At 42.9% G+C, this 23,230-nt stretch carries 39 protein-coding genes; all 39 read left to right on the plus strand.

From position 1 onward, the window contains the following. Positions 1-259 precede the first annotated feature (259 nt). A complete protein-coding gene (rpsJ, locus tag GRQ40_RS00700) occupies positions 260-568 on the plus strand; it encodes a 30S ribosomal protein S10 (protein ID WP_003247558.1) in 309 nt (102 codons plus the stop codon). Positions 569-600: 32 nt separating this feature from the next. Beyond that, positions 601-1,236, plus strand: a complete 636-nt coding sequence (gene rplC / locus GRQ40_RS00705; RefSeq protein ID WP_066150227.1) for a 50S ribosomal protein L3 — start codon at positions 601-603, stop codon at positions 1,234-1,236. A gap of 27 nt (positions 1,237-1,263) precedes the next feature. Next, complete coding sequence (gene rplD, locus GRQ40_RS00710) at positions 1,264-1,887, plus strand: 50S ribosomal protein L4 (protein ID WP_044744063.1); 624 nt, start codon at positions 1,264-1,266, stop codon at positions 1,885-1,887. Further along, positions 1,887-2,174 (plus strand): 50S ribosomal protein L23, encoded by a 288-nt coding sequence (gene rplW, locus GRQ40_RS00715; RefSeq protein WP_044744062.1) that lies wholly within the window; start codon positions 1,887-1,889, stop codon positions 2,172-2,174. Before rplD ends, rplW begins: the two co-directional genes overlap by 1 nt. Before the next feature lie 27 nt (positions 2,175-2,201). Beyond that, the gene (gene rplB, locus GRQ40_RS00720; RefSeq protein ID WP_044744061.1) at positions 2,202-3,032 is read left to right on the plus strand and encodes a 50S ribosomal protein L2; all 831 of its coding nucleotides are present in this window, start codon (positions 2,202-2,204) and stop codon (positions 3,030-3,032) included. A gap of 57 nt (positions 3,033-3,089) precedes the next feature. Continuing rightward, positions 3,090-3,368 carry a 30S ribosomal protein S19 gene (gene rpsS, locus GRQ40_RS00725; RefSeq protein WP_044744060.1) on the plus strand — a complete coding sequence of 93 codons (279 nt, stop codon included), beginning with the start codon at positions 3,090-3,092 and terminating at the stop codon, positions 3,366-3,368. Positions 3,369-3,385: 17 nt separating this feature from the next. After that, a complete protein-coding gene (gene rplV, locus GRQ40_RS00730; RefSeq protein ID WP_044744059.1) occupies positions 3,386-3,727 on the plus strand; it encodes a 50S ribosomal protein L22 in 342 nt (113 codons plus the stop codon). A gap of 3 nt (positions 3,728-3,730) precedes the next feature. Further along, positions 3,731-4,387 (plus strand): 30S ribosomal protein S3, encoded by a 657-nt coding sequence (rpsC, locus tag GRQ40_RS00735; protein WP_044744058.1) that lies wholly within the window; start codon positions 3,731-3,733, stop codon positions 4,385-4,387. Positions 4,388-4,389: 2 nt separating this feature from the next. Beyond that, a complete protein-coding gene (rplP, locus tag GRQ40_RS00740; RefSeq protein WP_044744057.1) occupies positions 4,390-4,824 on the plus strand; it encodes a 50S ribosomal protein L16 in 435 nt (144 codons plus the stop codon). Beyond that, entirely contained in the window at positions 4,814-5,014 is a 201-nt protein-coding gene (gene rpmC, locus GRQ40_RS00745) for a 50S ribosomal protein L29 (RefSeq protein WP_044744056.1), read from the plus strand. Before rplP ends, rpmC begins: the two co-directional genes overlap by 11 nt. A gap of 23 nt (positions 5,015-5,037) precedes the next feature. After that, a complete protein-coding gene (gene rpsQ, locus GRQ40_RS00750) occupies positions 5,038-5,301 on the plus strand; it encodes a 30S ribosomal protein S17 (RefSeq protein ID WP_044744055.1) in 264 nt (87 codons plus the stop codon). A gap of 44 nt (positions 5,302-5,345) precedes the next feature. Further along, a complete protein-coding gene (rplN, locus tag GRQ40_RS00755) occupies positions 5,346-5,714 on the plus strand; it encodes a 50S ribosomal protein L14 (RefSeq protein WP_044744054.1) in 369 nt (122 codons plus the stop codon). Between the two features lie 37 nt (positions 5,715-5,751). After that, complete coding sequence (gene rplX / locus GRQ40_RS00760; RefSeq protein ID WP_044744053.1) at positions 5,752-6,063, plus strand: 50S ribosomal protein L24; 312 nt, start codon at positions 5,752-5,754, stop codon at positions 6,061-6,063. 27 nt (positions 6,064-6,090) lie between these two features. After that, positions 6,091-6,630: a 50S ribosomal protein L5 gene (rplE, locus tag GRQ40_RS00765; RefSeq protein ID WP_066150230.1), complete on the plus strand. Its 540-nt coding sequence runs from the start codon at positions 6,091-6,093 to the stop codon at positions 6,628-6,630. Positions 6,631-6,664: 34 nt separating this feature from the next. Beyond that, positions 6,665-6,850, plus strand: coding sequence for a type Z 30S ribosomal protein S14 (locus GRQ40_RS00770; protein WP_066150233.1), 186 nt, complete (start codon positions 6,665-6,667; stop codon positions 6,848-6,850). A 33-nt stretch (positions 6,851-6,883) separates the two neighbouring features. After that, entirely contained in the window at positions 6,884-7,282 is a 399-nt protein-coding gene (gene rpsH / locus GRQ40_RS00775) for a 30S ribosomal protein S8 (protein WP_044744051.1), read from the plus strand. Positions 7,283-7,313: 31 nt separating this feature from the next. Continuing rightward, the gene (gene rplF / locus GRQ40_RS00780; RefSeq protein ID WP_044744050.1) at positions 7,314-7,853 is read left to right on the plus strand and encodes a 50S ribosomal protein L6; all 540 of its coding nucleotides are present in this window, start codon (positions 7,314-7,316) and stop codon (positions 7,851-7,853) included. 32 nt (positions 7,854-7,885) lie between these two features. Then, on the plus strand, positions 7,886-8,248 hold the full coding sequence (gene rplR / locus GRQ40_RS00785; RefSeq protein WP_044744049.1) for a 50S ribosomal protein L18: 363 nt from the start codon (positions 7,886-7,888) through the stop codon (positions 8,246-8,248). A 19-nt stretch (positions 8,249-8,267) separates the two neighbouring features. Beyond that, positions 8,268-8,768: a 30S ribosomal protein S5 gene (gene rpsE / locus GRQ40_RS00790; protein ID WP_044744048.1), complete on the plus strand. Its 501-nt coding sequence runs from the start codon at positions 8,268-8,270 to the stop codon at positions 8,766-8,768. 14 nt (positions 8,769-8,782) lie between these two features. After that, positions 8,783-8,971 (plus strand): 50S ribosomal protein L30, encoded by a 189-nt coding sequence (gene rpmD / locus GRQ40_RS00795; protein WP_044744047.1) that lies wholly within the window; start codon positions 8,783-8,785, stop codon positions 8,969-8,971. 23 nt (positions 8,972-8,994) lie between these two features. Continuing rightward, positions 8,995-9,435, plus strand: a complete 441-nt coding sequence (gene rplO, locus GRQ40_RS00800; protein WP_044744046.1) for a 50S ribosomal protein L15 — start codon at positions 8,995-8,997, stop codon at positions 9,433-9,435. Then, a complete protein-coding gene (gene secY, locus GRQ40_RS00805) occupies positions 9,435-10,727 on the plus strand; it encodes a preprotein translocase subunit SecY (RefSeq protein WP_066150236.1) in 1,293 nt (430 codons plus the stop codon). The genes rplO and secY overlap by 1 nt, the downstream gene beginning before the upstream one ends. Before the next feature lie 57 nt (positions 10,728-10,784). Then, positions 10,785-11,435: an adenylate kinase gene (locus GRQ40_RS00810; protein WP_066150238.1), complete on the plus strand. Its 651-nt coding sequence runs from the start codon at positions 10,785-10,787 to the stop codon at positions 11,433-11,435. After that, the gene (gene map, locus GRQ40_RS00815) at positions 11,435-12,181 is read left to right on the plus strand and encodes a type I methionyl aminopeptidase (RefSeq protein WP_044744043.1); all 747 of its coding nucleotides are present in this window, start codon (positions 11,435-11,437) and stop codon (positions 12,179-12,181) included. Before GRQ40_RS00810 ends, map begins: the two co-directional genes overlap by 1 nt. A 15-nt stretch (positions 12,182-12,196) precedes the next feature. Next, the gene (locus GRQ40_RS00820; RefSeq protein WP_066150243.1) at positions 12,197-12,517 is read left to right on the plus strand and encodes a KOW domain-containing RNA-binding protein; all 321 of its coding nucleotides are present in this window, start codon (positions 12,197-12,199) and stop codon (positions 12,515-12,517) included. Next, positions 12,495-12,713 (plus strand): translation initiation factor IF-1, encoded by a 219-nt coding sequence (gene infA / locus GRQ40_RS00825; protein WP_003178377.1) that lies wholly within the window; start codon positions 12,495-12,497, stop codon positions 12,711-12,713. The genes GRQ40_RS00820 and infA overlap by 23 nt, the downstream gene beginning before the upstream one ends. A gap of 34 nt (positions 12,714-12,747) precedes the next feature. Next, positions 12,748-12,861, plus strand: coding sequence for a 50S ribosomal protein L36 (rpmJ, locus tag GRQ40_RS00830; protein WP_000868344.1), 114 nt, complete (start codon positions 12,748-12,750; stop codon positions 12,859-12,861). Between the two features lie 22 nt (positions 12,862-12,883). After that, the gene (gene rpsM / locus GRQ40_RS00835; protein WP_027410257.1) at positions 12,884-13,249 is read left to right on the plus strand and encodes a 30S ribosomal protein S13; all 366 of its coding nucleotides are present in this window, start codon (positions 12,884-12,886) and stop codon (positions 13,247-13,249) included. A gap of 25 nt (positions 13,250-13,274) precedes the next feature. Then, positions 13,275-13,664, plus strand: coding sequence for a 30S ribosomal protein S11 (gene rpsK, locus GRQ40_RS00840; RefSeq protein ID WP_066150249.1), 390 nt, complete (start codon positions 13,275-13,277; stop codon positions 13,662-13,664). Between the two features lie 177 nt (positions 13,665-13,841). After that, positions 13,842-14,786, plus strand: coding sequence for a DNA-directed RNA polymerase subunit alpha (locus tag GRQ40_RS00845; protein ID WP_066150252.1), 945 nt, complete (start codon positions 13,842-13,844; stop codon positions 14,784-14,786). Positions 14,787-14,850: 64 nt separating this feature from the next. Then, on the plus strand, positions 14,851-15,213 hold the full coding sequence (rplQ, locus tag GRQ40_RS00850) for a 50S ribosomal protein L17 (RefSeq protein ID WP_027410616.1): 363 nt from the start codon (positions 14,851-14,853) through the stop codon (positions 15,211-15,213). Between the two features lie 484 nt (positions 15,214-15,697). Then, complete coding sequence (locus GRQ40_RS00855; protein WP_080862224.1) at positions 15,698-16,537, plus strand: energy-coupling factor ABC transporter ATP-binding protein; 840 nt, start codon at positions 15,698-15,700, stop codon at positions 16,535-16,537. Next, complete coding sequence (locus tag GRQ40_RS00860) at positions 16,513-17,385, plus strand: energy-coupling factor ABC transporter ATP-binding protein (RefSeq protein WP_159719171.1); 873 nt, start codon at positions 16,513-16,515, stop codon at positions 17,383-17,385. Before GRQ40_RS00855 ends, GRQ40_RS00860 begins: the two co-directional genes overlap by 25 nt. Continuing rightward, on the plus strand, positions 17,378-18,172 hold the full coding sequence (locus GRQ40_RS00865; protein ID WP_044744038.1) for an energy-coupling factor transporter transmembrane component T family protein: 795 nt from the start codon (positions 17,378-17,380) through the stop codon (positions 18,170-18,172). Before GRQ40_RS00860 ends, GRQ40_RS00865 begins: the two co-directional genes overlap by 8 nt. Before the next feature lie 14 nt (positions 18,173-18,186). Further along, on the plus strand, positions 18,187-18,930 hold the full coding sequence (gene truA, locus GRQ40_RS00870; RefSeq protein WP_066150261.1) for a tRNA pseudouridine(38-40) synthase TruA: 744 nt from the start codon (positions 18,187-18,189) through the stop codon (positions 18,928-18,930). A gap of 151 nt (positions 18,931-19,081) precedes the next feature. After that, positions 19,082-19,519, plus strand: coding sequence for a 50S ribosomal protein L13 (gene rplM, locus GRQ40_RS00875; protein ID WP_044744036.1), 438 nt, complete (start codon positions 19,082-19,084; stop codon positions 19,517-19,519). 21 nt (positions 19,520-19,540) lie between these two features. After that, the gene (gene rpsI, locus GRQ40_RS00880) at positions 19,541-19,933 is read left to right on the plus strand and encodes a 30S ribosomal protein S9 (protein ID WP_044744035.1); all 393 of its coding nucleotides are present in this window, start codon (positions 19,541-19,543) and stop codon (positions 19,931-19,933) included. A gap of 426 nt (positions 19,934-20,359) precedes the next feature. Next, positions 20,360-22,201, plus strand: coding sequence for an alpha-helical endospore appendage domain-containing protein (locus GRQ40_RS00885; protein WP_201295967.1), 1,842 nt, complete (start codon positions 20,360-20,362; stop codon positions 22,199-22,201). A gap of 333 nt (positions 22,202-22,534) precedes the next feature. Next, positions 22,535-22,999 (plus strand): alpha-helical endospore appendage domain-containing protein, encoded by a 465-nt coding sequence (locus GRQ40_RS18250; RefSeq protein WP_201295968.1) that lies wholly within the window; start codon positions 22,535-22,537, stop codon positions 22,997-22,999. The last annotated feature ends 231 nt before the right edge of the window (positions 23,000-23,230 follow it).

Consider the following 23,230-nt stretch of genomic DNA (forward strand, 5'->3'; position numbering starts at 1 on the left):
TTCGTCTACAATGGATTCAGGCATTTTTGACACGCGTTGATAAGCTGTAGCGAAAATCAGTTTTACGATAAAACAATGGATGCAAAGCGAGATTTTGCTTGCATTTCATTATAGATATCTGTATAATATCTAATGTTGGTCTTTGACTGCGATGAAGTGGAAGGTTGCTGACACACCCGGCCGCTTTGCCATGGCGAGTGTGAGGAAATTTCCACGGAGAATGTCTATTTTTAAAATAGGCGAAGAAGGAGGGAAAATAATGGCAAAAGAAAAAATTCGTATCCGTTTAAAAGCTTACGATCATCGAATCCTTGATCAATCTGCTGAGAAAATCGTAGAGACAGCAAAACGTTCAGGTGCAAAAGTATCTGGGCCGATTCCATTACCAACAGAAAGAACTGTTTATACGATTTTACGTGCTGTTCACAAGTATAAAGACTCTCGTGAACAATTTGAAATGCGTACACATAAACGTTTGATCGATATCGTAAACCCAACTCCACAAACTGTGGATTCATTAATGCGTTTGGACTTACCATCCGGTGTCGATATTGAAATCAAGCTTTAATTGTAAAAACGAATTTATAGGAGGTGTGACAAATGACCAAAGGAATCTTAGGGAGAAAAATTGGTATGACGCAGGTATTCGCAGAAAACGGCGATCTAATTCCGGTAACGGTAATTGAAGCGACTCCTAACGTTGTTCTTCAAAAGAAAACAGTTGAAAATGATGGCTATGAAGCAATCCAATTAGGTTTTGAAGATAAACGCGAAAAGTTAGCCAACAAACCGGAAAAAGGTCATGTAGCCAAAGCGAACACTGCACCTAAGCGCTTCATCCGTGAAATCCGCGGTGCTAACGCAGCGGAATACGAAGTTGGTCAGGAAGTCAAAGTTGATATTTTCGCTGAGGGCGATATGATCGATGTAACAGGAGTTTCAAAAGGTAAAGGATTCCAAGGTGCAATTAAGCGCCATGGCCAATCTCGTGGACCTATGGCTCACGGTTCTCGCTATCATCGCCGTCCTGGTTCAATGGGTCCTATTGCGCCAAACCGCGTATTTAAATCGAAAGAATTGCCAGGTCGCATGGGCGGAGAGCGTGTTACAGTTCAAAACTTGAAAATTGTAAAAGTAGATGTAGAACGTAATCTGCTTCTTGTTAAAGGAAATGTACCTGGTCCAAATAAAGGACTTGTTGTGATCAAAAGTGCGGTTAAAGCAAAAGTGAAATAACTTTCTTAAGAAAGGAGGAATTATCCAATGCCAAAAGTAGCATTGTACAACCAAAACGGAGCAACTGTTGGAGAAATTGAATTAAACGATTCCGTATTTGGTATTGAGCCAAATAAACATGTGTTATTTGAAGCAGTGATTATGCAACGTGCTTCTTTGCGTCAAGGAACGCACAAAACGAAAAATCGCGCTGAAGTAAGCGGCGGTGGCCGTAAACCATGGCGCCAAAAAGGTACTGGACGTGCTCGTCAAGGTTCGATCCGCTCTCCACAATGGCGTGGCGGCGGTACTGTGTTTGGTCCAGTTCCACGCAGTTACAGCTACAAGCTTCCAAAGAAAGTTCGTCGTTTAGCTATTAAATCTGCTTTGTCTTCAAAAGTTCTTGAAAATAACATTGTTGTATTAGACAACTTAGCTTTAGAAGCACCAAAAACAAAAGAAATGGTGAAAATTTTAAGCAATCTTTCTGCAGACCGCAAAGCGTTAATCGTAACAGCGGACATCAATGAAAATATCATGCTATCGGCACGCAACATTCCTGGAGTAACAGTGGTTGCTGCTAACGGAATCAACGTGCTTGATGTGTTAAACCACGATAAGCTTGTGATTACAAAAGCAGCCGTGGAAAAAGTAGAGGAGGTGCTTGCATAATGAAAGATCCTCGCGATATTATTAAGCGCCCCGTTATCACTGAAAACTCAATGAATTTAGTGGCTGAGAAAAAATATACATTCGAAGTGGATGTAAAAGCAAACAAAACAGAAGTAAAAGATGCTGTCGAAGCAATTTTTGGCGTAAAGGTTGCGAAAGTCAACATCATGAACTACAAAGGAAAGTTCAAACGAGTTGGCCGTTATAGCGGGCTTACAAACCGCCGTCGCAAAGCGATTGTGACATTAACACCAGACAGCAAAGAGATCGAATTGTTCGAAGTATAAGTTTAACAGAGAAGGAGGGAAACCGACATGGCGATTAAAAAATACAAACCAACGTCCAACGGTCGCCGTGGCATGACAGTTCTTGATTTCTCAGAAATCACAACTGACAAGCCAGAGAAATCATTGCTTGCGCCTTTAAAGAAAAAAGGTGGTCGTAACAACCAAGGTAAGTTGACAGTTCGTCACCAAGGTGGCGGTCATAAGCGTCAATATCGTATCATCGATTTCAAACGCGACAAAGATGGCATTCCAGGACGCGTTGCTACAATCGAGTACGATCCAAACCGTTCAGCGAACATTGCGTTGATTCACTATGTAGATGGTGAAAAACGTTATATTATCGCTCCTAAAAACTTAGAAGTAGGCATGGAAATCATGTCTGGTCCAGAAGCGGACATCAAAGTAGGGAATGCACTACCGCTTGCGAATATCCCTGTTGGTACTTTAGTACACAACATTGAATTGAAACCAGGAAAAGGTGGACAGCTTGTTCGTTCTGCTGGTACATCTGCACAAGTGCTTGGTAAAGAAGGCAAGTATGTTCTTGTTCGTTTAGCTTCTGGTGAAGTTCGCATGATTTTAGGTGCTTGCCGTGCGACAATTGGTCAAGTAGGTAACGAACAACATGAGCTTGTCAATGTTGGTAAAGCAGGACGTGCTCGTTGGTTAGGCATCCGTCCAACTGTTCGCGGTTCCGTTATGAACCCTGTTGATCACCCACATGGTGGTGGTGAAGGTAAAGCACCAATCGGACGCAAGTCGCCAATGACTCCATGGGGTAAACCAACTCTTGGATTCAAAACTCGTAAAAAGAAAAATAAATCCGATAAATTTATTGTACGTCGTCGTAAAAAATAACGGGGTTGAACTACGGTTCTTAAGAACCGTAGAACAATCACGAAGGGAGGTTTATTTATGGGTCGCAGCCTAAAAAAAGGTCCTTTTTGTGATGATCATTTAATGAAAAAAGTTGAAAAGTTAAATGAGACTGGACAAAAACAAGTAATTAAAACATGGTCTCGTCGTTCGACGATTTTCCCACAATTCATCGGTCACACAATCGCGGTATATGATGGACGCAAACATGTACCTGTGTACATTACAGAGGATATGGTAGGACACAAGCTTGGTGAATTCGCACCAACGCGCACATACAAAGGTCATGCTGGCGATGATAAGAAAACAAAACGTTAATGAGAGGAGGCTCATTTATGCAAGCTAAAGCTGTTGCTAGAACAGTTCGTATTGCTCCTCGTAAAGCTCGTTTAGTGATTGATTTGATTCGAGGAAAGCAAGTAGGTGAAGCAGTAGCGATTCTTCGTCATACTCCTAAAGCTGCTTCTCCAATTATTGAGAAAGTATTGAAATCTGCTGTAGCGAATGCAGAGCATAACTATGATATGGATGTTAACAATTTAGTCGTAACAGAGGCATATGTGGATGAAGGTCCAACATTGAAACGCTTCCGTCCTCGCGCAATGGGTCGTGCGAGCGCGATCAACAAACGCACAAGCCATATTACGATCGTTGTTTCAGAAAAGAAGGAGGGATAATCAGTGGGTCAAAAGGTGAATCCAGTCGGTCTTCGCATCGGTATTATCCGTGATTGGGAATCAAGATGGTATGCTGAAAAAGATTATGCGGATCTTTTGCATGAAGACCTTAAAGTGCGTGAGTACATCACGAAACGTTTAAGCGATGCGGCTGTTTCTAAAGTAGAAATCGAACGTGCAGCTAACCGTATCAACATTACGATCCATACTGCTAAACCAGGCATGGTTATCGGTAAAGGCGGCACAGAAGTCGAAGCGCTTCGCAAAGCTCTTAACCAACTAACGGGGAAACGTGTTCATATCAACATTTTAGAAATCAAAAAACCGGATTTAGATGCGAAATTAGTAGCTGAAAATATTGCGCGTCAAATTGAAAACCGCGTATCGTTCCGTCGTGCACAAAAACAAGCGATTCAACGCACAATGCGTGCTGGTGCAAAAGGAATTAAAACAATGGTATCTGGTCGCTTAGGCGGTGCCGATATCGCTCGTTCTGAACACTACAGTGAAGGAACAGTTCCACTCCACACTCTTCGTGCTGACATTGACTATGCAACAGCAGAAGCGGATACAACATATGGAAAAATCGGTGTGAAAGTATGGATTTATCGTGGAGAGGTCCTTCCTGCGAAAAAGAAAACTGAGGAAGGAGGAAATTAATTATGTTAATGCCAAAACGCGTGAAATTCCGTCGTGAACATCGTGGACGCATGAGAGGCCGCGCAAAAGGCGGTACAGAAGTGCATTTCGGTGAATATGGATTACAAGCATTAGAATCTGCTTGGATTACGAACCGTCAAATCGAGGCTGCTCGTCGTGCGATGACTCGTTATATGAGACGTGGCGGTAAAGTTTGGATCAAAATTTTCCCTTCAAAGCCTTATACAGCAAAACCTTTAGAAGTGCGCATGGGTTCCGGTAAAGGGGCGCCTGAAGGTTGGGTAGCGGTTGTAAAACCTGGTAAAGTAATGTTCGAAATTGCGGGTGTTTCTGAAGAAGTAGCACGCGAAGCATTGCGTTTAGCTTCTCATAAACTTCCGATTAAGTGTAAGTTTGTAAAACGTGAAGAAATTGGTGGTGAATCTAATGAAAGCTAAAGAAATCCGTGACCTTACCACTGCCGAGATTGAACAAAAAATTAAATCTTTAAAAGAAGAATTATTCAACCTTCGCTTCCAATTAGCGACAGGCCAATTAGAAAACACAGCTCGCATTCGCGAAGTGCGTAAATCTATTGCCCGCATGAAAACGATCGTTCGCGAGAGAGAGATTGCTGCTAATAAATAAACGCTTGAGAGGAGGTTCGCGACATGAGTGAACGCAATCAACGTAAAGTATACATTGGCCGCGTTGTGTCTGACAAAATGGACAAAACGGTGACGGTTCTTGTAGAAACATACAAAAAACATCCGCTTTATGGAAAGCGTGTTAAATACTCCAAAAAATATAAAGCGCATGACGAAAACAACGTAGCAAAAGTTGGCGATATCGTAAAAATCATGGAAACTCGTCCGCTTTCTGCAACAAAGCGTTTCCGTCTTGTAGAAGTAGTGGAAAAAGCGATTATTCTTTAATGATGTTCGGATGATTGATATAATTCCGAAGGGAGGTTTCGTAAATGATTCAACAAGAAACTCGTATGAAGGTTGCAGATAACTCTGGTGCGCGTGAAGTGCTTGTCATTAAAGTGTTAGGTGGTTCCGGTCGTCGCTATGCGAACATCGGCGATGTTGTTGTAGTGACTGTTAAGGACGCAACACCAGGTGGCGTTGTTAAAAAAGGTCAAGTTGTAAAAGCTGTTGTGGTTCGTACAAAACGTGGTGTGCGTCGCGCAGACGGCTCTTACATTCGCTTTGACGAAAACGCATGCGTGATCATCCGTGACGACAAAAGCCCACGCGGAACTCGTATTTTCGGCCCAGTTGCGCGTGAATTACGTGAAAAAGATTTTATGAAAATCGTTTCTCTAGCTCCAGAAGTGATTTAATGAATAGGAAAAGCCTTTCAAGGAGGTGCGAACTACGATGCATGTAAAAAAAGGTGATAAAGTACAAGTAATCTCTGGTAAAGATAAAGGAAAGCAAGGGGTTGTACTTGCAGCGTTCCCTAAGAAAAACCGAGTGCTTGTAGAAGGAGTAAACATCGTTAAAAAACACGCAAAACCATCTCAAGTAAACCCTCAAGGCGGTATTATTAGCAAAGAGGCACCAATTCACGTTTCAAACGTAATGCCTTTAGATCCTAAAACAGGAACTCCAACTCGCGTAGGCTATAAATTAGTAGATGGAAAAAAAGTACGTTACGCGAAAAAATCTGGTGAAATTTTAGATAAATAATCGTGATGTGAGAAAGGAGGTACTTACATGAACCGCCTAAAAGAAAAATATGTAAAAGAAGTTATTCCTGCTCTTATGAGCAAGTTTAACTATAAATCTGTAATGCAAGTTCCAAAAATCGAAAAAATCGTCATCAACATGGGTGTTGGTGATGCGGTGCAAAACGCGAAAGCATTGGACAATGCTGTTGAAGAGCTAGCATTAATTTCTGGTCAAAAACCAGTTGTCACTCGTGCGAAAAAATCAATCGCTGGTTTCCGTCTTCGTGAAGGTATGCCAATCGGAGCGAAAGTCACATTACGCGGAGAGCGCATGTATGAGTTTTTTGATAAATTAATCTCTGTTTCTCTTCCACGTGTTCGCGACTTCCGCGGCGTATCAAAAAAATCATTCGACGGCCGCGGTAACTATACATTAGGGATCAAAGAACAGCTAATTTTCCCTGAAATTGACTACGATAAAGTCAACAAAGTTCGTGGTATGGACATTGTGATCGTTACAACAGCAAACACTGATGAGGAAGCTCATGAGTTGTTAACATTGCTTGGTATGCCGTTCCAAAAATAATGAATCCCATTTATAAAAAGAGGGAGGCGAAAATGTGGCTAAGAAATCAATGATCGCGAAACAAAAACGCGCACCAAAGTTTAAAGTTCAGGCGTACACTCGCTGCGAACGCTGCGGACGTCCACACTCCGTTTATCGCAAGTTTAAACTTTGCCGTATTTGTTTCCGTGAATTAGCATATAAAGGTCAAATTCCTGGTGTGAAAAAAGCAAGCTGGTAATCAACCCGTGAATTGGGAAGGAGGTAAAACATAATGGTGATGACAGATCCAATTGCAGATATGCTTACTCGCATTCGTAATGCGAACATGGTGCGTCACGAAAAACTTGAAGTCCCTGCTTCGAAAATGAAGAAAGAAATCGCAGAAATCTTAAAACGTGAAGGCTTCATTCGTGATGTCGAATACATCGAAGATAACAAACAAGGTGTTCTCCGTATTTTCTTAAAATACGGTCCAAATAATGAGCGCGTTATTACTGGTCTTAAACGCATCAGCAAGCCTGGTTTGCGCGTTTATGCCAAAGCTAATGAAGTGCCTCGTGTATTGAACGGTTTAGGTATCGCTATTATTTCTACGTCTCAAGGAATTTTAACAGATAAAGAAGCGCGTCAAAAAGGAACTGGCGGCGAAGTGTTAGCATACATCTGGTAATCAGTCTTTTTAAGAATGGAGGTGTCAAGTTATGTCACGTGTTGGTAAAAAACCAATCGAAATTCCTGCAGGTGTAACAGTAACAGTTAACGGCAGCACCGTTACAGTAAAAGGACCGAAAGGCGAATTGACTCGTGCTTTCCATCCTGATATGACAATCACAGTGGAAGACAATATTCTCACAGTTTCTCGTCCAAGTGATGCAAAAGAGCATCGCACTCTTCACGGTACAACACGCAGCTTATTGGCGAACATGGTGGAAGGAGTTTCAAAAGGATACGAGAAAGGCCTTGAATTAGTAGGGGTCGGTTATCGTGCATCAAAACAAGGCAAAAAGCTCGTTCTTAGTGTCGGGTACTCTCATCCTGTTGAAATTGAGCCAGAAGAGGGTCTTGAAATTGAGGTTCCTTCACAAACAAAAATTGTTGTTAAAGGTGCGGACAAACAACGTGTTGGTGAATTAGCAGCAAACATTCGTGCGGTACGCTCTCCAGAACCATACAAAGGAAAAGGTATTCGTTACGAAGGCGAAGTTGTACGTCGTAAAGAAGGTAAAACAGGTAAGAAATAATGCTGCTTAGGTAAATGAAAGGAGTGACGGAAATGATCACTAAGCTTGATAAAAACGCAGTTCGCAAAAAAAGACATGCTCGCGTTCGGAGAAAATTATTTGGAACTGCTGAACGTCCACGCTTAAATGTGTTCCGTTCCAACAAGCACATTTATGCACAAATTATTGATGATGTCAAAGCTGTAACCATTGTTAGTGCTTCTACACTTGATAAAGAGTTCAACTTAGACGCAACTGGAAATGTAGATGCAGCACAAAAAGTGGGCGAATTAGTTGCAAAACGCGCATTAGAAAAAGGAATTAAAAGCGTAGTATTTGACCGCGGTGGATATTTATACCATGGCCGTGTAAAAGCACTTGCTGACGCTGCTCGCGAAGCTGGGTTAGAATTCTAATTATAAAGGAGGGACAGAGATGCGTCGCATTGATCCAAATAAACTTGAACTTGAAGAACGCGTAGTTGCCGTTAACCGTGTAGCAAAAGTAGTAAAAGGTGGACGTCGATTCCGTTTCGCTGCTCTTGTTGTTGTTGGTGACAAGAACGGTCATGTCGGATTTGGAACTGGAAAGGCTCAAGAGGTTCCAGATGCGATTCGCAAAGCGATTGAAGATGCTAAGAAAAACTTGATTACAGTGCCGATCGTTGGTACAACCATTCCTCATGAAGTAGTCGGCCACTTTGGTGCGGGTGAAATCATCTTAAAGCCGGCTTCTGAAGGTACAGGAGTTATCGCAGGTGGTCCAGCTCGTGCAGTACTTGAATTAGCAGGAGTAAGTGACATTCTATCTAAATCCATCGGTTCTAACACGCCTGTCAACATGGTGCGCGCGACAATCGACGGCTTAAAACAATTGAAACGCGCAGAAGATGTAGCAAAATTGCGTGGTAAAACAGTTGAGGAACTGTTAGGATAAGGAGGGAAATACAAATGGCGAAAAAATTAGCGATTACCCTCACTCGCAGCGTGATTGGTCGTCCTGAAGATCAACGTGTCACTGTAAAAACTTTAGGTTTGCGAAAATTGCATCAAACAGTTGTTCATAACGATAATCCAGCGATTCGCGGAATGATTAATAAAGTATCGCATCTTGTGAAAGTACAAGAGCTAGAACAATAATTAGTATAAGGAGGTGCCTCGCGATGAAACTTCATGAATTACAACCAGCACCAGGCTCCCGCAAAGAACGTAACCGTGTGGGTCGTGGTATCGGTTCTGGTAACGGTAAAACGTCTGGTAAAGGTCACAAAGGACAGAATGCTCGTTCAGGTGGCGGTGTAAGACTTGGTTTTGAAGGTGGTCAAACTCCTTTATTCCGTCGTCTTCCAAAACGCGGCTTTACAAACATCAATCGAAAAGAATATGCGATCGTAAATCTTGATACGCTCAACCGCTTTGAAGATGGCACAGAAGTAACACCTGAGCTTCTTTTAGAAACAGGTGTAATCAGCAAGCTGAAAGCTGGTTTGAAAATTTTAGGAAATGGTCAAATTGAGAAAAAATTAACAGTGAAAGCACATAAATTCTCCTCTGCTGCAAAAGAAGCGATTGAAGCTGCTGGCGGTAAAACTGAGGTGATTTAATGTTTCGAACAATCTCCAACTTTATGCGCGTGGGTGACATAAGAAAGAAAATTCTGTTCACCCTCCTTATGCTCATTGTGTTCCGGATTGGGACGTTTATTCCTGTTCCAAGCGTGAACGCTGATGTATTGAAAATGCAAGACCAGTTAAATGTGTTCGGCGTTCTCAATACATTTGGGGGAGGGGCTTTAAAAAACTTCTCCATTTTTGCTATGGGGGTTATGCCTTACATTACAGCATCCATCATCGTACAGCTGCTACAGATGGATGTTGTTCCTAAATTTACGGAATGGTCCAAACAAGGAGAGGTTGGACGACGTAAATTAGCTCAGTTTACCCGCTACTTTACGATTGTGCTTGGCTTCATCGAAGCATTCGGTATGTCATACGGCTTTAACAATATGACAAATGGCATGTTAATTAAAAATCCTGGAGTGCCGACATATTTGCTTATCGCGCTTGTATTAACTGCGGGTACATCGTTTTTAATGTGGTTAGGAGAACAAATTACAGCAAAGGGAGTAGGAAACGGAATCTCCATTATCATCTTTGCGGGTATCGTTTCGGGAATCCCTTCTACTCTTAACCAAATTTACGCCCAGCAGTTTGAAAACGCTGGTGATCAGCTATTTTTAAGAATTGTAACGGTGCTTCTTATCGCTTTAGCTGTGATTGCCATCATTGTTGGAGTCATCTACGTTCAACAAGCGTTTAGAAAGATTCCAATTCAGTATGCAAAGCGATTGGAGGGACGCAGTCCGGTAGGCGGTCACTCTACTCATTTGCCGTTAAAAGTAAATCCGGCAGGGGTTATTCCTGTTATTTTTGCGGTGTCGTTTATTGTTGCACCACCGACAATTGCATCGTTTTTCGGCTCGAATGATGTAACATTGTGGATCAAGAAAACGTTTGATTATACACAGCCAGTTGGTATGATTATATATGTGGCATTAATTATTGCCTTTACGTACTTCTATGCCTTTGTTCAAGTGAACCCGGAGCAAATGGCGGACAATCTGAAAAAACAAGGTGGATATATTCCAGGCATTCGCCCAGGAAGAAACACTCAAGAATACGTAACCAAAGTTCTTTATCGTCTCACATTTGTTGGTTCAATATTTTTAGCAGTAATCGCTGTTCTTCCTGTATTTTTTGTCAAGGTTGCTAATTTGCCAGATTCTGCTCGAATCGGTGGAACGAGCTTGCTGATTGTGATTGGAGTTGCGCTTGAAACCATGAAGCAGCTTGAAAGTCAATTAGTTAAACGACATTACAAAGGTTTCATTAAGTAAAGAGGTTTGCGGGGGAGTTCATTCCCTCTACCTCACTAGAGTTGAGGGGGAACTATGATGAACTTAGTTTTAATGGGATTGCCAGGTGCCGGAAAAGGGACACAGGCAGAAAAAATTGTGGAGAAATATGAGATTCCTCATATTTCAACTGGAGACATGTTTCGAGCAGCTATTAAAGAAAGAACAGCATTAGGATTACAAGCTAAAGAATACATGGATCGTGGCGATCTTGTACCAGACGAAGTAACAATCGGCATCGTTCGTGAACGCTTAAGCAAAGACGATTGCCAAAGAGGATTTTTGCTTGATGGGTTCCCACGAACAGTAGCTCAAGCGGAAGCATTAGAAAGCATGCTAACGGAGCTTGGCCGTTCGATTGATTCCGTTATTAATATTCAAGTAGATAAAGAAATTTTAATGGAACGTTTGACAGGAAGACGCATTTGCAAAGACTGCGGTGCCACATACCATTTAGTATTCAATCCACCTGCCCAATCAGGAGTTTGTGATAAGTGTGGTGGAGAGCTTTACCAGCGTGCAGATGACAATGCCGAAACGGTTGCGAACCGTTTGGAAGTCAATATGAAGCAAGCACAGCCGTTGCTTGATTTTTATCAGTCTAAAGGGTATTTGCACAACATTAACGGACAACAGGAAATTGAACAGGTTTTTGCGGATATTTGTGAATTGCTTGGGGGCTTAAAGTAATGATCATTTGCAAAACCCCTCGTGAAATCGAAGTGATGCGTGAAGCTGGGCGAATCGTAGCTCTTACTCACCAAGAATTGCAAAAACATATTCAGCCTGGAATCACTACTAAAGAGCTTGATCAAATCGCTGAAAAAGTCATTCGCCAGCATGGAGCCACTCCTTCTTTTAAAGGATACAACGGATTCCCGGGCAGCATTTGCGCTTCAGTGAATGAAGAGCTGGTGCACGGCATCCCTGGTAACCGCGTTTTAGAAGAGGGCGATATCATTAGCATTGATATCGGTGCTCAATATAATGGCTACCATGCTGATTCAGCTTGGACGTATCCAGTCGGCCCAATTGCTGACGAAACGAAAAAGCTTCTAGAAGTGACGGAACAATCTTTATATATAGGTTTAAAGGAAGCGAAGCCAGGAGTCCGCTTATCCAATATTTCTCATGCTATTCAAACATATGTAGAAGCACACCATTTTTCAATTGTCCGCGAGTATGTCGGGCATGGAATTGGTCAAAACTTACATGAAGACCCGCAAATTCCACATTATGGTCCGCCAAATAAAGGGCCACGGCTGAAGCCAGGCATGGTATTGTGCATTGAACCGATGGTGAATGCGGGGAGCCGTTATGTAAGAACGCTTGAAGATGATTGGACAGTTGTAACAGTAGACGGAAAAATGTGCGCTCATTTTGAGCATACAATCGCCATTACAGAGACCGGCTATGAGATTTTAACTACCCTCTAATCGAAGGTGAAATCATTGCATACAGGCTCACCATGCCAAATCGGACAAATTGTGTTGATTACACATGGTCGTGAAGCAGGGCAATATGCTGTCGTTGTTGGAATCGTTGATGAGCGGTTTGTTCTGCTTGCTGATGGAAGCAAGCGGAAGTTTGACTTCCCGAAAAAGAAGAATGTCCAGCATATAAAGTTGCTAGACATTATTTCCCCGGAAGTTAAAAACAGCATCCTTGAAACTGGTCGTGTGACAAACGGTAAATTGCGTTATGCATTAATGAAATATGTTACTGATTCGAAGAAGGGAGAGCCGATCCATGGCGAAGGACGATGTAATTGAAGTGGAAGGAACAGTTGTTGAGACATTGCCTAATGCAATGTTTAAGGTGGAGCTTGAAAATGGCCACACAGTGTTAGCACATGTTTCTGGTAAAATTCGCATGCATTTCATTCGTATTTTACCTGGAGATAAAGTTACGGTAGAATTATCTCCATACGATTTAACTCGTGGCAGAATTACGTACCGTTATAAATAATCAGTACTCCGCATGAACAAGGAGGTAAAAAATCATGAAGGTCAGACCATCAGTGAAACCAATCTGCGAAAAATGTAAAGTCATTCGCAGACGTGGAAAAGTTATGGTAATTTGCGAAAACCCAAAACACAAACAAAAACAAGGGTAATTTTTAAGGAGGTGTAAAAATTATGGCACGTATTGCAGGTGTAGATATTCCTCGTGAGAAACGTGTAGTTATTTCTTTAACATACATTTACGGTATCGGTAAACCAACTGCACAAAAAATTCTAGCAGAAGCAGGTGTTTCTGAAGATACTCGCGTTCGCGATTTAACAGAAGAAGAATTAGGGAAAATCCGTGAAATTGTTGACCGCTTAAAAGTAGAAGGAGATCTTCGTCGTGAAGTATCTTTAAATATTAAACGTCTGATGGAAATTGGCTGCTACCGTGGCCTTCGTCATCGCCGCGGCTTGCCAGTTCGCGGTCAAAATACGAAAAACAATGCTCGCACACGTAAAGGTCCGCGCCGCACAGTAGCGAATAAGAAAAAATAATTAGGCAAAGGAGGTACATGAACGAATGGCACGTAAAACAAATACACGCAAACGCCGCGTGAAAAAAAATATTGAATCAGGTATTGCTCATATTCGTTCTACATTTAACAATACAATCGTGACAATTACTGATGTCCATGGCAATGCAATCTCTTGGTCAAGTGCTGGTGCATTAGGGTTCAAAGGTTCTCGTAAGTCTACTCCATTTGCGGCACAAATGGCTGCAGAAGCAGCTGCGAAAGCTTCGATGGAGCATGGTATGAAAACTATTGAGGTAAACGTAAAAGGTCCTGGCGCTGGTCGTGAGGCTGCCATCCGTGCACTTCAAGCTGCTGGATTGGAAATTACAGCAATTAAAGATGTTACTCCTGTTCCACATAATGGATGCCGTCCGCCAAAACGTCGCCGTGTTTAATTTCTCTGTATAGATTTTGTATCCTCTTGTCAATAATGGGATATGATATCGTTTTCTAGCAGAGAAGCTTTACTCATTTAATGCGCACATTCGGGAACTGATTCATGGGGGAATTTCGATTAGACGCATATCGTTTGGTCGGGGTTTCGACGTTTTGAAGGAGGGTATGTATAGATCATGATCGAAATCGAAAAGCCAAAAATCGAGACGGTTGAAATCAGCGAAGATGCCAAGTATGGCAAATTCGTCGTTGAACCACTTGAGCGTGGATATGGTACAACTTTGGGTAACTCCTTACGTCGTATCCTATTATCCTCACTCCCTGGTGCCGCTGTGACATCTATTCAAATAGATGGTGTACTGCATGAGTTTTCAACAATTGAAGGCGTCGTAGAAGATGTGACAGCAATGATCTTAAACATTAAAAAACTTGCGTTGAAAATTTACTCTGAAGAAGAAAAGACGCTTGAAATTGATGTACAGGGTGAAGGAGTTGTCACGGCTGCGGATATTACTCACGACAGCGATGTTGAGATACTAAATCCGGATCTTCATATTGCTACGCTGGCCGAAGGCGGTCATCTTCGCATGAGAATGACGGCAAGACGCGGGCGTGGGTATACTCCAGCTGATGCGAATAAACGCGAGGATCAGCCAATAGGTGTTATCCCTATCGATTCGATTTATACACCGGTATCGCGCGTATCTTATCAAGTAGAAAACACTCGTGTTGGGCAAGTGACCAATTATGATAAGTTAACGCTGGATGTATGGACAGATGGAAGCATTGGTCCGAAAGAAGCCGTTGCTCTTGGCGCTAAAATTTTGACAGAGCACTTAAATATTTTCGTCGGTCTTACAGATGAAGCACAAAATGCAGAAATCATGGTTGAAAAAGAAGAAGACCAAAAGGAAAAAGTGCTTGAAATGACAATCGAGGAACTCGATTTGTCCGTTCGTTCCTATAACTGCTTGAAGCGTGCAGGAATCAACACTGTTCAAGAGCTCGCACAGAAAACAGAAGAAGATATGATGAAAGTGCGCAACCTAGGACGGAAATCCCTTGAGGAAGTCAAAGCAAAGCTTGAGGAGCTAGGGTTAGGGTTGCGTAAAGATGACTAGTTAACATTTGATTAACTAGGCATTTTCATGTTACAAGTTATTCAAAAAAGGAGGGACATCTCTCATGTCATACAGAAAATTAGGACGCACAAGCGCTCAACGTAAAGCGTTACTTCGTGACTTAGCTACGGATTTAATTATTAATGAGCGCATTGAAACGACAGAAGCTCGTGCAAAAGAATTGCGCTCTGTAGTAGAAAAAATGATTACTTTAGGAAAACGCGGCGATCTACATGCTCGTCGTCAAGCAGCTGCATTTATCCGCCCAGAGGTAGCAAACACAGAAACTGGTCAGGATGCGATTCAAAAATTATTTAGCGATATCGCTCCTCGCTACCAAGAGCGTCAAGGCGGCTACACTCGCATCATGAAACTTGGACCACGTCGTGGCGACGGCGCTCCAATGGTTGTTATTGAACTCGTTTAATACGATTCGGTTGACTAACAAGGGCGAGACAGTTTATTTTGAACTGGATCTATGCCCTTTTTTTATTTCCCTTTTGAATATGTGATGTAGTAGAGTAAAGAGTAGAGATAGATATTCCGTGGTGTTAGATCCAATCGCTCCATTGGTTAGCCTTGGGTTCTATGACTTGGAACGAACGGTATGTGTAAAAATTGATGATTGGGAGACAAGGAGATGACTGGTCTCGGTCACGCTTTGGTGCCGACCCATAAGCCTCTTTACAGACAACCTATTTGTGAGGAAGCGGTGTCGTTCCGTCACGCAACCGCCGAAGCAATCGGGTCATCACCAGCTCACACAGGGACAAATGGTAAAGCCTTCATATACGCGTAATGCTCAACAAGCGCCACGGTGTATAGATGTAACTTACCATGACTGCATATCCATGCAAAAGTTAAGAGGCTAAGTTGCATCTATATAGATCGAGATGAGAGGAAGAAGAAGAGTGGAAGAAATAGCGGTATCAGTAGAAAATCTTTTCTTTCAATATCCTAATCAACCGAATGATGCGATTCGCAATGTTAGCTTTCAAATCAAAAAAGGTGAATGGGTCGCCATTGTTGGCCATAATGGCTCTGGCAAATCGACGATTGCGAAGCTTCTCATGGGTCTATTAAAGCCGAAAAGCGGCATCATCAAAGTATTTGATCAGTTGCTAAATGAAGAAACGATTTGGAGTATTCGCAAACGCATGGGCATCGTTTTTCAAAATCCAGACAATCAATTTGTTGGAACTACTGTGCAAGATGACATTGCTTTTGGTTTGGAAAATAACGGAGTTCCTCGGGAACAGATGATTGAGCGTGTGAAGTCTGCTATTCAGCAAGTAGGAATGGAAGAATTTTTGTTAAGAGAGCCTCATCATTTATCAGGGGGACAAAAGCAGAGAGTCGCTATTGCTGGAGTGATTGCGTTACAGCCAGATATCATTATTTTAGATGAGGCTACCTCAATGCTTGATCCGCGCGGAAGGAGAGAGGTCATTGGGGCCATCGAAAAGCTAAAAGTGAAACACCATATGACGGTCATCTCTATCACCCACGATTTAGAAGAGGCGATGAAAGCGGATAAAATGATTGTGATGAACCGTGGCGAGACCATGTCTGAGGGAACACCACAGCAAATTTTCTCTTTGGGAGAAAAGCTGGAGGAAATTCGTTTAGATCTTCCCTTTGTCATTAAAATAAGAAATGAATTAAAGCAGGCGGGGCTTCCCCTTCAATTGAATGATGCGTCGCTAGAGGGGCTGGTGAATGAATTATGGACATTGTATTTGAACAAGTAGAACATATTTATCAGGCGAATTCACCGTTTTCACAAAGAGCTTTATACGATGTCAATTTATCGATAAAAAGTGGCACTTACGTGGCGATTATCGGCCATACTGGATCTGGAAAATCTACATTGCTGCAGCATTTAAATGGGCTCTTGCAGCCAACAAAGGGCATGGTATGCGTTGGTGATTATGTCATTCATAGCGCCAAACAAGCGAAACAGCTGAAGCCACTGCGTCAAAAGGTGGGAATTGTTTTTCAATTTCCTGAACATCAATTATTTGAGGAAACGGTAGAGAAAGATATTTGTTTTGGCCCCATCAATTTTGGCGTTTCAGAGGAGGAAGCGAAAAGGAGAGCCAAGGTAGCTCTCTCATTAGTCGGACTGCCTGAGGAAGTGCTGAATAAATCTCCGTTTGATTTAAGCGGCGGCCAAATGCGCCGTGTTGCTATTGCGGGTATATTAGCGATGGAACCAGATGTGATTGTTTTAGATGAACCAACGGCCGGTTTAGATCCAAAAGGTCGTAAAGATTTAATGGAGATGTTCGCTCGTCTGCACCGCGAAAAACAACTAACCACGATTTTAGTTACTCACAGTATGGAAGATGCGGCAAAGTATGCAGATTATATCGTCGTTATGCATAAGGGAACGGTTTGGAAAACAGGAACGCCGCAGCAAATTTTTCATGATTTGGACTCTTTGCTGCATTTGGGCTTAGATGTGCCGGAAACGGTGTTGTTAAAGCGACGGCTCGAGGAGAAAATGGGACAAGAAATTCCTTCCCCATGCCTAACAATGGAACAACTCATAGCAGGCATTAAGCAGCTATTCGCTAAGGTGAATGAGCATGAATAAGATGATTATTGGGCGATACGTTCCAGGTAACTCTGTGATCCATCGAATGGATCCTCGGGCTAAGCTTCTTTTAGTATTTTTTTATGTGGGTATCGTCTTTTTAGCAAATAATGGGGTAACTTATGCGATTTTAACGGCTTTTACGCTTTTGCTCCTTTTCTTATCGCAAGTTCCGTTTTTATTTGTTTTAAAGGGAATCAAACCCGTTCTCTGGGTTGTATTGTTCACTTTTTTACTTCATGTTTTTATGACGAAAGAGGGAAGTGTTCTGTATCAGATTGGACCATTTGCCATTTATGAAGGCGGGATTCAACAGGGGATATTTATTTCCCTTCGTTTTCTCTTGTTCGTTCTCATCACTACCTTGCTGACGCTTTCAACCACTCCAATCGAGGTAACAGACGCCATCGAAAGCTTATTTGGCCCATTAAAACGATTTCGGATACCTGTCCATGAACTAGCGCTCATGATGTCTATTTCCCTTCGTTTTATCCCTACATTAATGGATGAAACAGAGAAAATTATGAAGGCACAGGCAGCTAGGGGAGTTGATTTTTACGGCGGGCCGTTGGGTGAAAGGATGAAAGCGATTGTTTCATTGCTTGTCCCATTATTTATCCACTCCTTTAAACGTGCTGAAGAGCTGGCAATCGCAATGGAGGCACGAGGATATCGCGGGGGAGAAGGGCGCACTAAATATCGCGTCTTGACATGGAAGGGGATCGACACAGTCTTGCTGTTAGCCGTTGCTATATTAGCTGCTGCATTATTTTTATTGCGATCTTAATGGAGAATGGAAACATGAAACGTTGGAAATGTATTATTTCTTATGATGGAACGCATTTTGGTGGATATCAGATTCAACCTAACCAAAGAACGGTACAAGGGGAATTAGAACGCGTTTTATTACAGATGCATAAAGGAGATCCGATCCGGGTAGTTGCGTCAGGAAGAACGGATGCAGGTGTTCACGCATATGGACAAGTCATTCATTTTGATTCGCCATTGCAGCTTCCGACAGAAGGATGGAAAAAAGCGCTGAATGCCATGTTGCCAGATGATATTGTGATTCGCCAAGTACAAGAAGTAAACGCTTCGTTTCATGCTAGATTTAGCGCAGTGGGAAAAGAATACCGTTATAAAATTAGGACAGCATCTGAACAAGATGTATTTTCTCGCTATTATTCCTATCATTATCCGTATCCGCTTAACGATGAAGCAATAAAGCAAGCACTACAGCTTGTGAAGGGAACTCATGATTTTACCAGCTTTTGTTCGGCAAAAACCGAGATAGAGGATCGGGTACGGACCATTTATGAAGCGAATCTGCTTGTAGCGGATGATGGCATAGAGTTTCAATGGATAGGGAACGGTTTTTTATATAATATGGTTCGAATCCTTGTTGGTACGATGCTGGAAATCGGGCAAGGAAAAAGGCACTGGAGCTGCATTCCTTCCATTTTAGAAGGAAGAGATCGCCGCCTGTCGGGAAGAACGGCTCCTCCGCATGGACTCTACTTATGGCAGGTGTTTTATGACAACTAATCCTGGTGTAACATTTTCTTGACATTGGCAACGGAAAGAGATATCATATCATATGGTATGTATTTTAGAGCCACGATTAGCCCCGGAAAAATAATCGTGTTCAGATAAATATATAACGTTTCGTTGATTTTTTATTTTAGGAGGGAAAATCATGCGTACAACTTATATGGCAAAGCCAAACGAAGTAGAACGTAAATGGTACGTTGTTGACGCTGAAGGCAAAACGTTAGGTCGTCTTGCAAGCGAAGTTGCGGCAATTTTACGCGGCAAGCATAAACCAACTTTCACACCACATGTTGATACTGGTGATCATGTTATTATTATTAATGCAGAGAAAATTGAATTAACTGGGAACAAATTAACGGATAAGCTATATTACCGCCACAGCTTGCATCCAGGTGGATTAAAAGTAAGAACAGCGCTTGAAATGCGTACAAACTATCCTGAGAAAATGCTTGAAGGAGCTATTCGCGGCATGCTTCCAAAAGGTCGCCTTGGCCGTCAAATGTTTAAAAAATTGCATGTTTACAGAGGAAGCGAACATCCACATCAAGCACAAAAACCAGAAGTTTACGAACTTCGCGGATAATCGATTAAGGAGGGTATTATTTTGGCACAGGTACAATATTATGGCACAGGCCGTCGCAAAAGTTCTGTTGCACGTGTACGCTTAGTTCCTGGTGACGGACGTATTGTCATCAATAATCGTGATATTCAAGAGTACATTCCATCTCAGGCTTTGATTGAAGTGGTAAAACAGCCGCTTGTATTGACAGAAACATTAGGCAGCTATGATGTATTAGTTAACGTACATGGAGGCGGCTTCTCTGGCCAAGCAGGCGCTATTCGCCACGGCATTGCTCGCGCGTTATTGGAGGTAGATCCAGAGTACCGTCAACCATTAAAACGTGCTGGCTTATTAACTCGCGATGCACGCATGAAAGAGCGTAAAAAATACGGTCTCAAAGGTGCTCGTCGCGCGCCACAATTCTCAAAACGTTAATATTTCAAAGCAGGACTCTCGATCTTTTTATGCTTCGAGAGTCTTTTTATTTTGCTTGGGCTAACCTTTTCCTCAGCTAATCATCCTTTCTTGTTCTTCAATTGATTTGTTCCCTAATCATTTTCTCCTATATTTTCATATACTCTTCATAAGACGAATGCCTAATTTGGAAAATTTAACAAACAAATGGAAATTATCTTACACTATTTGTTCTACTATTGAATAACTTAAAGAAGATATTGATTTGAGTTATGGATAGGTGGTGTTATGGCAGGGCAAAAGTCAAAGATCCATTTATCGATATGCTCGGAATAGTGGATAGTTATTATGGATTGTATTGAGTTGATTATGAATGATGGTTTTATAGCAATGGATCGTTAAGAAGAGAAACCTGTAACCGTCAAAAATACGAGTGGAGGGAAAGAAGTGTCACAGCCTAATTTACCAAATATTACTCCAACTATTTCTTTAAATCGAGATGATGTCATCAATTTACTTTTAGCTTCAATAGCGATGGAGGAAATAGGGATTGCCCATATTGTAAACGCAGAAGGAGAAAAAATTCAATATGCTTTAGGTACCATTCCTGGATTGCCAACGCCATCGACACTTGAAGATATATTAGAAATCAATGAGAGTGTTCAAAGTACGTTGGCGATGGCGATGAAGAAGGAATTATTATTGGATAACAAATTGCGCCAAGTTACTCAAATTATGCCGAGCGGAGGGATTGGTCCGACGGGAGCGACGGGTCCAACGGGAGCAACGGGTCCAACGGGAGCGACGGGTCCGACGGGAGCGACAGGAGCAACAGGTCCAACCGGCCCAACAGGAGCAACGGGTCCAACGGGAGCGACGGGAGCAACAGGTCCGACGGGTCCAACGGGAGCGACAGGAGCAACGGGAGCAACGGGTCCAACGGGAGCAACGGGAGCAACGGGAGCAACGGGAGCAACGGGTCCAACGGGTCCAACCGGTCCAACGGGTCCAACGGGAGCGACGGGTCCGACGGGAGCGACAGGAGCAACGGGAGCGACGGGAGCAACAGGTCCGACGGGTCCGACGGGAGCGACAGGCGCGACGGGTCCAGTGGGTCCAGCAGGAGCGACGGGTCCAACCGGAGCAACAGGAGCGACGGGTCCGACGGGTCCGACGGGTCCAACGGGAGCAACGGGTCCAGTGGGTCCAGCAGGAGCAACGGGTCCAGTGGGTCCGACGGGTCCAACGGGAGCAACGGGTCCAACCGGAGCGACGGGAGCAACGGGTCCGACGGGAGCAACAGGAGCAACGGGTCCAACCGGAGCGACGGGAGCAACGGGTCCAGTGGGTCCAGCAGGAGCGACGGGAGCAACAGGTCCGACGGGTCCAACGGGAGCAACGGGTCCAACCGGAGCGACGGGAGCAACGGGTCCAACCGGAGCGACGGGAGCAACGGGTCCGACGGGAGCAACAGGAGCAACAGGTCCGACGGGTCCAACCGGAGCGACGGGTCCGACGGGAGCGACAGGAGCAACAGGTCCAACCGGTCCAACCGGTCCAACAGGAGCAACGGGTCCAACGGGAGCGACGGGAGCAACAGGTCCGACGGGTCCAACGGGAGCGACAGGAGCAACGGGAGCAACGGGTCCAACGGGAGCGACGGGAGCGACGGGAGCAACGGGTCCAACCGGTCCAACGGGTCCAACGGGTCCAACAGGAGCAACGGGAGCGACGGGAGCAACAGGAGCAACGGGTCCAGTGGGTCCAGCAGGAGCAACGGGTCCAACCGGCCCAACCGGTCCGGCGTTTGCAGCAAATGGTTTTTCCGCATTCACTACTGCGCCAGGGGTTACGGCTTCTACCCAGATTGCTGGATGGACCGTATCGTCCCCTTATTATGATAATCCTAGCTTTAATGAAGTGACAGGGACCTATACGGTTCCAGCAACGGGTCGATATTCTATTTCGGCCACCATTAATTATCAGACATCTGCTGCACTGACTATCAGTTTAGGAACAGGTGTAAACCCAGCGTTTGTTGTAAGGCGTATTGCCCCTACCACGACAGACTTAATAACAGGATTATTCCCTGTATTAAATGTGAACGTTGCATTAGTTTTAACTTTAAGAGCTGTTCTTGGAAGCGGCACTGTTACATTGAGTGGAGAAGTTGAACTAACAGCAGGGGATCAAATCGGATTATTTTATGAAGCCAATGGTTTAACAATCGGGTTAAATTTAGGTGGTACATCGTCTGGAATTGTCTGGTCTGTACACCAAATCGCTTAATTCAAGTGAGAAAAGCTGGATGCATCATGGCATACCAGCTTTTTTATTCATTAGAACATATGCGGAAAGAATGATTGCTTTTTTAACATATTTTCTACTGGGGTAACATCTGCTTATTTTTTACATATGATATAGGCAAATGCATTAAATAGAAAGCGTCAGGGAAGATGGCACAGGTGAGGAGCGATTGGTTGCTACAGAACTCATTTGTTTCAAGAGACCTCTTTATGAGACCATTATCGATCAAAGCATTGCCCATCTTTCTTTGTTTTGTTCTCATTTGAAAAGCTGCATGTAAGGAATGCCTAGAGAGCATCCATCATTCTTGGACTTATGATGAAAGGAAAACCTGTAAAGGATTCGGAACAAAAAGCTTATTTAGGAGGTAAACGAAATATGTCGCTCCCCAATATTCCAAACATTACACCGATTATATCATTAGAACGATGTGAAACCATCGATTTATTATTATCATCTATTGCCCTTGAAGAAATTGGATTATCAAATATTTTGAACGCAGAAGCCGAAAATCTTCAAGCTTTTTTAAATACAGATCCTAACAATTTAAATGATTATTTAAAAATAAACGAAAGTATCAATCGTACCCTTCGCGCTGTAGTCAAATCACAAATATTACTGCAATTCAGACTAGAAGATATCATTTTATTGGACCGTGATACGTGCTGTGAAAAATGCCCTAGTCAAGATCCAGATGAATGTGACGAGGAACCACCATGCCCTGATTGTCTTGATAGATATTATCCGTGTGGCTGTGATGATGGATGTAATGAAAAATGAAGTTAAACATTTACTAGGTGTAGTTCGTGAGACATGATTAAATGTGGGGTGGGAAGTAAATGCGAAGTAAATACGCATCTGTGCAAGATAAGATCATTCAAAGCAAAATCAACTATTTCAAATATTTTCATTTCTTTTTTCAATTTATCATTCATTATTTTTTCACCATTTCTTGCCGTACTTCTTCCCGACAAAAACAAATTTATACTGAAAGGGTTATCCTTAACTCTC

This window comes from Anoxybacillus sp. PDR2, assembly GCF_009834045.1.
Taxonomy (GTDB): domain Bacteria; phylum Bacillota; class Bacilli; order Bacillales; family Anoxybacillaceae; genus Anoxybacteroides; species Anoxybacteroides rupiense.

Coding starts and splice junctions, on each gene's coding strand:
- rplO (WP_044744046.1), top strand. CDS start 8,995: ATGAAACTTCATGAATTACAACCAGCACCAGGCTCCCGCAAAGAACGT.
- rplE (WP_066150230.1), top strand. CDS start 6,091: ATGAACCGCCTAAAAGAAAAATATGTAAAAGAAGTTATTCCTGCTCTT.
- rplR (WP_044744049.1), top strand. CDS start 7,886: ATGATCACTAAGCTTGATAAAAACGCAGTTCGCAAAAAAAGACATGCT.
- rplQ (WP_027410616.1), top strand. CDS start 14,851: ATGTCATACAGAAAATTAGGACGCACAAGCGCTCAACGTAAAGCGTTA.
- secY (WP_066150236.1), top strand. CDS start 9,435: ATGTTTCGAACAATCTCCAACTTTATGCGCGTGGGTGACATAAGAAAG.
- rpsK (WP_066150249.1), top strand. CDS start 13,275: ATGGCACGTAAAACAAATACACGCAAACGCCGCGTGAAAAAAAATATT.
- GRQ40_RS00845 (WP_066150252.1), top strand. CDS start 13,842: ATGATCGAAATCGAAAAGCCAAAAATCGAGACGGTTGAAATCAGCGAA.
- rpmC (WP_044744056.1), top strand. CDS start 4,814: ATGAAAGCTAAAGAAATCCGTGACCTTACCACTGCCGAGATTGAACAA.
- rpmJ (WP_000868344.1), top strand. CDS start 12,748: ATGAAGGTCAGACCATCAGTGAAACCAATCTGCGAAAAATGTAAAGTC.
- rplC (WP_066150227.1), top strand. CDS start 601: ATGACCAAAGGAATCTTAGGGAGAAAAATTGGTATGACGCAGGTATTC.
- GRQ40_RS00810 (WP_066150238.1), top strand. CDS start 10,785: ATGAACTTAGTTTTAATGGGATTGCCAGGTGCCGGAAAAGGGACACAG.
- rpsS (WP_044744060.1), top strand. CDS start 3,090: ATGGGTCGCAGCCTAAAAAAAGGTCCTTTTTGTGATGATCATTTAATG.
- rplD (WP_044744063.1), top strand. CDS start 1,264: ATGCCAAAAGTAGCATTGTACAACCAAAACGGAGCAACTGTTGGAGAA.
- rpsM (WP_027410257.1), top strand. CDS start 12,884: ATGGCACGTATTGCAGGTGTAGATATTCCTCGTGAGAAACGTGTAGTT.
- rplV (WP_044744059.1), top strand. CDS start 3,386: ATGCAAGCTAAAGCTGTTGCTAGAACAGTTCGTATTGCTCCTCGTAAA.
- rplP (WP_044744057.1), top strand. CDS start 4,390: ATGTTAATGCCAAAACGCGTGAAATTCCGTCGTGAACATCGTGGACGC.
- rplF (WP_044744050.1), top strand. CDS start 7,314: ATGTCACGTGTTGGTAAAAAACCAATCGAAATTCCTGCAGGTGTAACA.
- GRQ40_RS00860 (WP_159719171.1), top strand. CDS start 16,513: ATGGACATTGTATTTGAACAAGTAGAACATATTTATCAGGCGAATTCA.
- rplB (WP_044744061.1), top strand. CDS start 2,202: ATGGCGATTAAAAAATACAAACCAACGTCCAACGGTCGCCGTGGCATG.
- infA (WP_003178377.1), top strand. CDS start 12,495: ATGGCGAAGGACGATGTAATTGAAGTGGAAGGAACAGTTGTTGAGACA.
- GRQ40_RS00865 (WP_044744038.1), top strand. CDS start 17,378: ATGAATAAGATGATTATTGGGCGATACGTTCCAGGTAACTCTGTGATC.
- rplN (WP_044744054.1), top strand. CDS start 5,346: ATGATTCAACAAGAAACTCGTATGAAGGTTGCAGATAACTCTGGTGCG.
- rpsJ (WP_003247558.1), top strand. CDS start 260: ATGGCAAAAGAAAAAATTCGTATCCGTTTAAAAGCTTACGATCATCGA.
- rplX (WP_044744053.1), top strand. CDS start 5,752: ATGCATGTAAAAAAAGGTGATAAAGTACAAGTAATCTCTGGTAAAGAT.
- rplM (WP_044744036.1), top strand. CDS start 19,082: ATGCGTACAACTTATATGGCAAAGCCAAACGAAGTAGAACGTAAATGG.
- rplW (WP_044744062.1), top strand. CDS start 1,887: ATGAAAGATCCTCGCGATATTATTAAGCGCCCCGTTATCACTGAAAAC.
- rpsE (WP_044744048.1), top strand. CDS start 8,268: ATGCGTCGCATTGATCCAAATAAACTTGAACTTGAAGAACGCGTAGTT.
- rpmD (WP_044744047.1), top strand. CDS start 8,783: ATGGCGAAAAAATTAGCGATTACCCTCACTCGCAGCGTGATTGGTCGT.
- map (WP_044744043.1), top strand. CDS start 11,435: ATGATCATTTGCAAAACCCCTCGTGAAATCGAAGTGATGCGTGAAGCT.
- truA (WP_066150261.1), top strand. CDS start 18,187: ATGAAACGTTGGAAATGTATTATTTCTTATGATGGAACGCATTTTGGT.
- GRQ40_RS18250 (WP_201295968.1), top strand. CDS start 22,535: ATGATGAAAGGAAAACCTGTAAAGGATTCGGAACAAAAAGCTTATTTA.
- rpsQ (WP_044744055.1), top strand. CDS start 5,038: ATGAGTGAACGCAATCAACGTAAAGTATACATTGGCCGCGTTGTGTCT.
- rpsH (WP_044744051.1), top strand. CDS start 6,884: ATGGTGATGACAGATCCAATTGCAGATATGCTTACTCGCATTCGTAAT.